Raw genomic sequence first — 6932 nt, 5'->3', positions numbered from 1 at the left:
TAGACGCTACCATTATACCGAATTGGGGAGGTGCCCGTTTTTTATTGTTTTAGAACCCTTGATACTAAAGAGATTAGAATTATGAAATTAACTCAGATAAGAAAGTTATGAATGAATTCAAGAAGTTAATATTAGCCGTACCTGAAAATGAAAATAACTTAGTTTTCTACAGACAATCAGTTATTAAAACAGTAACAAATGAAGGTGCTAATAAATTATTACGAAAAACATTAGATGCGTTGGAAATTGAGCATATTTCAATTCATGGTTTACGACATACCCATGCCAGTGTTTTGATATATAAAGGCGCCAATATTCATTCTGTTTCCAAACGCTTAGGACATTCAGATATTCAGATATTCAGATATTCAGATATTCAGACAACGCTTGATCACTATTCACATGTATTAAAAGAAATGGAAGAACGAGATGAAGAAATAGCAATTAACGTTTATTCATCTTAATTTTCTTTGTTCACCATGTTTACATTTTGTTTACCTAATTTGAATTTTATATGTTATTTAATGCGGTTCTCAAAACATCTGAAAAAATGAAAAAACGCTCAAAACCCAGTATTCACAAGGTTTCAAACGCTTTTCATTTCGTTTAAAAATCAATCTTTGATTTACTATAGACGTCCCAGGAGGGATTCGAACCCCCGACCTCCTCTATCAATGCTCTACTATTTTATCATCTAAAAAAGCGATAATGGTGCGGGTTAAAAGGTATTTTTTTCTCAAGGTGGGATTCGTTCAATTTACGAACTCGGACCGTAATCATCTTTAATATCATATTATCATCATATCTCGCCCATTGAAAGTACATTTTCTAAATCGCACTTCACGCGTTTCTCAAATTAATCCAGTTCTTTCCTGACTTTTTTCCCAAACTCTGCTTATCATTATTTACTCTACCTCTTATCTTTATAGTAAAAATCACTAGGGAGTCTTCCTTCTCACTTAATTCTCATTCACAATTTTATCCGAAATATTTTTAATAATCCCCTAATACTTTCCACAAATATAAAAAAGAGAACCTTAAAAAGGCTCCCAGTAAATTCAATTTCGTTTCAATATTTTATCGGTTTCAATAATCTAATCACAAATTTAATCGCATTTTATATAACCCTTGCCTATTTCATATAGAAGGACAAACTATACATAAATTCATTTCATACTCATAAAAATATAAGGAGCCGAACCCGCGTCCAAAGAGTCCAATAATTCAGCTTCTACGCGTGTAGTTTGCCTATTTAGTATCCACGTAACATTATGCCGATACTTAGAACCACAAGGGATTACAAACTTTAAAGTCACGTTTATTCCACCTATTTTATCCACTAGGGAGTATTACATATTTACGAACTTGGTTCAAAGACCTTACTTACTTTATTATATATCAATTAGTTACCAAACGGAATTATTTCAACAGTAAATTTAAATAAAACACTCCAAATGCTATTTTATCCCATGGAACAGCAACAAACTTTTTTCCAACCCACTCAATAACAAATATCTATAACAAATTTGCAGAAGAACCTATACATATGTAGCCCCCATTAGAACTAAAATCCCATATCCAATTTGACCATTTATTAAAATTAGCTCTATCTCTAATATCCTTCAAACCTTGAAAAGAAAAAGTTAATCCATGTTGATTAAGGATTCTTTTATCAATTGAATAATTTCTCTTTCTAAAATAATCATACTCTCCTGGGTGAACAGGCAATATGTCCGCCCAAACTACTAAATTGCCATCTTTCCTTACTAACTTTAATAATTCAGAATTATATTGTTTAACTACACTGTCAGTTAAATATCTGCCACCATCATTAACAATCTCATCAAGTTCTTTAGTAGTATAGTTTCCGGAATTTTTCGATTTTTCTTGCAACCAATTCAATACTAATTGAGTATAAATCGCAGAGGAAGCAACAATGTCACAAGAATAATAATAGCTTTCTAAATTTTCATTATCCATTTTAAGTTTACTCGCACTTTCCACTAAAAATCTTTTTATTTTTTTTGATGGCACATTTTCTTTCACCATCTCTTCAAATTTATTATAAAAATCAAATTTATTTAGATTTGTTAAATCTACTTTTACCAGTGTAATTTTTTTCTTAACTTCCTCTGATAATTTTGCAACTGCCTTTTCCATACTTGATAAATCTATATCAAATAATATTATTTCATCACATTTAGATGATAAAAAATTTATATCCAAGTCATCGCAATTTCCTGCACCAAGAATACCTATCTTTTGAACATAACCTTTAACTGAAAACACCTCATTAAACAAATTGCTTATGGCATTTCTATGTTCATGCCATTTTTGATATCTATTACTTTCAGTGTCTTCATTTAATTTTTCACAAAATTTTTCCATAAAATCTCTCCTTCTATTCTATCTATAACTATATTCGATAAAAAGATGGCGATACCTTTAATAACATGTCCAACATTTAGTACCGGTACGGATAAAATAATACAAAATTAAGATAATGATAATTGAAATTGCTGGTATATTCATATCTTTAAGCAAACTAACCATAAAATATCTCCTAATCTAAAAAAACGAAATCCCCTTAATACTATCCTCAATCGCTTCTTCTGTAATACCAATATAACGTAACGTTGTCTTTTGCGATGAATGATTAAAGATTTCCATTAATGTCGCAACATCTTTCGTTGCTTGGTAATAAGTGTAGCCAAATGTTTTACGCATTGTATGTGTACCAATTGATTCGTTACCTATCATGTCACCAGCTTTTGCAATAATTCGGTACGCTTGTGTTGTTGTAATAGGATTATCACCTTTTCGGCTTGTGAATAAATAAATTGCTTCTTTTGGCAGCGTTTCGATATAATCCGCAATATCTGCCATTAGGTTATTTAAATAAACAGTTCTTTCTTCGTTTTACCTTCGCGAATTTTAAAATTCGATTTCCCTTTTACTTGCTCAATTTTTAGCGCAACTAAATCTCCACACCTCAATCCTGTCGAAACACCTAACTTAAATAATAGCTGGTCAAGTAATCCATTTTGTGACATTCCTAATGCTTCTATTAGCTCATTAATTTCCTTTTTAGTTTTCAGTGGTTGAACATCAATCAACATGCCTCTTTTCTCGTTCATGTTTGCCATGCTTATTACCCCTTTCTTCGTGTATCCTTTTGTCGACATAAAAAATACCATACATTGGAAAAGGCGACAATATACTAATGGCTCTATATCAACATTCCGTATGTATCCTTTTGTTTGAAAGCATACATTAGTTAATAGTTACTACTATTGTAAATAAAAAAAATTAAACAAAACAAAAATTTCTATGACATTCACAGAGATTTGTAATAATTTTTTTAATCATTTACTTATTTTAGAAAAATAGCACTCTGGATTTTCCCTATCTCATTACGAATATTAAACCCGTTTACTGTTAATAACTACAAATAGGTAGTTCAAAATTATACCAATTACAAACAAGTTAATTATTTTATTTATAACAACCTGTAGTATTTGAAATAGATATATATATGTATGCTCACCAATAACCGAGATATATTCCGTATATTTTGCACCAATCGGTAAAGTGTTTGAGATAATTACACTTAAATAAAAACTCTCTAAAAAGCTCAAATCATCACCATTTTCGATAGAAGCGAAAAACAAATTATATATTAATGAAAAAACTAAATCAGGTGCAATGGAAATAAAAATAATCCCAAAACAAATAAATGCAACAGCTTTTAAATTTAAAACATTCGCTTCTGTTGCCAATTGTTTAACTTTTAAAACTAAAGACAATATATTCCTACATATACCGTAAAGCATTATTAAGGCTATTAGCCAACAAATGAATATTAATAAAGCAACTGACTGATTATACTTTGTACCAGCAATCAAATATACCACAACTAAAATCCCAAAGTAGCAAAATGCTATTTGTAACCAAGGGATAGTGAGCTTATATGCTACCCAATCGCCTAGATTATTAAATTCAACTTTAAAATTAATGATGTCACAATATATCAAAGATGCTAATATGACAAAACTACTTAATATTAAAAATGATGGTTCACTAATTGAGTTCAATGGGTTTGAAATAGCTACCAATGTCAACATAACTGATTTAAAAAAATTACTTTTAAGAAAAGATAGATTCATCACTTCCTCCTTATAATGGTTATTTCTTAGAGAATTCCCACAACTTATATGTTAAATATTCCCATCTATAACTAAAAGGAATTACCTAGATTTCCTTCCATTTCAGCCAAACGAATTAATCTGTGTTATGCATCAATCACTCAAAAATAAAAAGAGAAGTTATTATGAATTAAGAATCTTTGCTAACTTGTCAAACTCTACATTTATTATCTCAAAATGGGTATTTATATTATACGCTCTAACTGCTTTTCTTCTTAGCTCAGTATCTTGATTTTGAATACCCTCTATTTCTTTTATTAATCCCTCTTCTTCAAAAAATCTAGTAGTATTTATTTCGGGGATTGGATAAAATTCAAAAGTTTCTCTATGTAGTATAAAACCCTTAATCTTAAACAACGTTATGAGTTCTTTTAGCTTTTTGTCATGTGATAAAAACAATGGTATAAAATAAGAATTCTCTTTATTAGCAGTAATAGTAAATTCCATAACCCTCGGAACCAAAAAATCCCATACTATATTTTCAATTTTCCATAGTAAATCCTTCTGTTTCCCTCCTTTATTAATTTTATTAAGCATCCCTACAGATTTGGGGTTTTTGAAATATTCGTAAGCAATAATCATTTCTCTTTCGTAGTAGATACCTACTTTCTCTACCATGTAATTGATAAGTTTCTTCATTTTGTTTTTAGGGCTTGCTTTACCTTCAAATTGAATTTGCCATATCCCAATTAAGAGCAATTTAATATTTTTATGAGCTTCTATAAATATTTTCAAACCATTACTTTCTTTATAAACACTCTTAATTAGATGGTCTGTTTTTAATTGAGCCTCATTAGGGGTAATTTGAAATTCAATTTTTCTTTCATTTAAATATAATTGAGAGTCAATACTTTTAAACAGTTCTAAATGGTATAAATTTTTATATAAAGCTAAATGACTTTTATTAGTAACCGAAAATTCTTGTTCACCAGCTAGAAATAGATTCTGGTAATTCTCAATTAAGTAAAATGTATAATCATAATTGAAATTATTTTTCAGCATGATATCTATAGTTCTATAAATACTTTCTTGCGGGAAATTAGGCTTGTTTTGTTGATTTAAAAAGTCTTCAATGTAGCTTGTATAATTTGTATCCAACATTATTGAATAATCATATTTAATCTGTGTTTCCGGGAATTCCGACATATCATTCACAATATTATCATCTAAAAACAATATTTTTTCTGACTGAAAATAGGGAACAAAATCAGTGTTTTCTTGGTTCAAAATATTAGTTAATCCTTCAGGATAAATATCTTTTTCATAATTCTCCATTGTCATGATTAAACTAAAGTCTTTTGTTAAGTCGTCATAAATCTTCCAAGCCGCCATAACCTCTATAGGATTTTCAGCATCAATCAACTCATATAATAATTCTCCCATTGCCATTAAGCTAACTCCTCCTATGATAAGTAATGTTTAAATCGTCATCAATATCAATTCGGACTAAACAACTAACATTTCGTTTCTTCAATCTTTCAATATTACGTTACTAATTCCCTTTAAGTTTAATCCCACCTTTAAATTTGTATTTAAATTCTATATTTTGATTGAATAGTTTTTTCTCCCTATCCAAACCATAATATTTGTATAATTTTCTAGTCAATTCAATTATGGTTAAAGAGCAATAAGTAATCACATGTTCAATATTTTTTTCTATTATATAAATAGATGCAATCCTTTCATCCGCTTCTTCAAATGCAAATTGTTTACCCCCATCTTTAGCATGTGTTTCTGTAGAAAACAACTTAAACAGAAGATAATGTTCTTCACCTAATCCTAATGATTCACACAACTCTCTGAGATTGTTATTCCCCTTCTCACTTTGATACCAGTTTTTCTTTTTTTTCCTACATATTTGATAAACTTTTCATGCATCTCATTTACTTTATCCTCAAATTTTTCTATAAATTTTTCTTTAGAAATATTTAAAAACTGTCTTAATTCTATACCTTTTACATCTTCTGCAATTATTCCTTGATATATATCTAATTCTTTTTTCTTAACAGAATAAAAATAAGCTTTAGACCTTTTAACAATATCTTTTTCTAAAATATAGATTAAATAAGCATGTGCTTCTAAAATTCCTCTTGCAATTGCCTCTATTCCAAAAAGTTTGTCTGCTTCTGCTAAATATAAAATAGAATCAAATCTTGATACAATGCCATCAAATAATCCTAAGATTACGTAATCTTCTATATCGAAATCTTTTGGATATTTTGGATTAGTAAATTTTTTATCAAGAACTTTCTTCACTACAACATCAATTTGTTTTAATAGTTCCTTACCAAACTTGATATCCTTTTTTCCCTCCAAGAATATTCACCTCAATAGTAAAATAAATATACAAATATTGTTTATAGCATCTATTTTAAATAGGCTATTTTACACAAGTGAATCAATAAGACTATTATCTTATTGAAGACAAGTATACGGTACTATTTGGAAGTATTTCAACTAATTTATCAAATCACATATAATATTATTTTGATATACCATTCTATATATTAATTTTTCTGCAATTTTCAAACCTTTTAAATCCCAAACTATATAGAAACAAAAAAATCCCTGCAACCCACAGAGATTTTTACAATTCGTATTTAGTTAATTTTCAGCAAATGAATTTCTTCAACATAACAATAGCTCAAATTAGAACAACTAAGGATTAGAGTTTTTATCATTTCCCCACTAAGTATAATTACCTATTTATAAACTTGGTTCGAAGAT

Annotated in this window: 6 protein-coding genes and 1 pseudogene; 1 reads left to right on the top strand and 6 read right to left on the bottom strand. The window is 28.8% G+C overall.

The window, feature by feature from the left end:
* The first annotated feature begins 107 nt into the window (after positions 1-107).
* Positions 108-464, top strand: a complete 357-nt coding sequence (locus ACIQ7T_RS26685) for a tyrosine-type recombinase/integrase (protein ID WP_402874976.1) — start codon at positions 108-110, stop codon at positions 462-464.
* A 1051-nt stretch (positions 465-1515) separates the two neighbouring features.
* On the opposite strand, the gene ACIQ7T_RS26680 is transcribed toward ACIQ7T_RS26685, so the two are convergent.
* From ACIQ7T_RS26680 to ACIQ7T_RS26655, 6 genes and pseudogenes are all read right to left on the bottom strand, one after another.
* Positions 1516-2388, bottom strand: a complete 873-nt coding sequence (locus tag ACIQ7T_RS26680; protein WP_402874973.1) for a hypothetical protein — start codon at positions 2386-2388, stop codon at positions 1516-1518.
* A gap of 180 nt (positions 2389-2568) precedes the next feature.
* Positions 2569-3053 (bottom strand): annotated as a pseudogene (locus ACIQ7T_RS26675) (tyrosine-type recombinase/integrase).
* A gap of 369 nt (positions 3054-3422) precedes the next feature.
* The gene (locus ACIQ7T_RS26670; protein WP_402874970.1) at positions 3423-4166 is read right to left on the bottom strand and encodes a hypothetical protein; all 744 of its coding nucleotides are present in this window, start codon (positions 4164-4166) and stop codon (positions 3423-3425) included.
* Between the two features lie 162 nt (positions 4167-4328).
* Complete coding sequence (locus tag ACIQ7T_RS26665; protein WP_402874967.1) at positions 4329-5594, bottom strand: hypothetical protein; 1266 nt, start codon at positions 5592-5594, stop codon at positions 4329-4331.
* A gap of 103 nt (positions 5595-5697) precedes the next feature.
* Entirely contained in the window at positions 5698-6000 is a 303-nt protein-coding gene (locus ACIQ7T_RS26660; RefSeq protein ID WP_402874964.1) for a hypothetical protein, read from the bottom strand.
* On the bottom strand, positions 5985-6521 hold the full coding sequence (locus tag ACIQ7T_RS26655) for a DUF5677 domain-containing protein (RefSeq protein ID WP_402874961.1): 537 nt from the start codon (positions 6519-6521) through the stop codon (positions 5985-5987). The genes ACIQ7T_RS26660 and ACIQ7T_RS26655 overlap by 16 nt, the downstream gene beginning before the upstream one ends.
* Positions 6522-6932: the final 411 nt, after the last annotated feature.

Source organism: Lysinibacillus sp. NPDC096212, assembly GCF_044763105.1.
Taxonomy (GTDB): domain Bacteria; phylum Bacillota; class Bacilli; order Bacillales_A; family Planococcaceae; genus Lysinibacillus.
The sequence above is the reverse complement of the archived record's forward strand: the minus strand, read 5'-3'. Positions and strand labels throughout refer to the sequence as shown.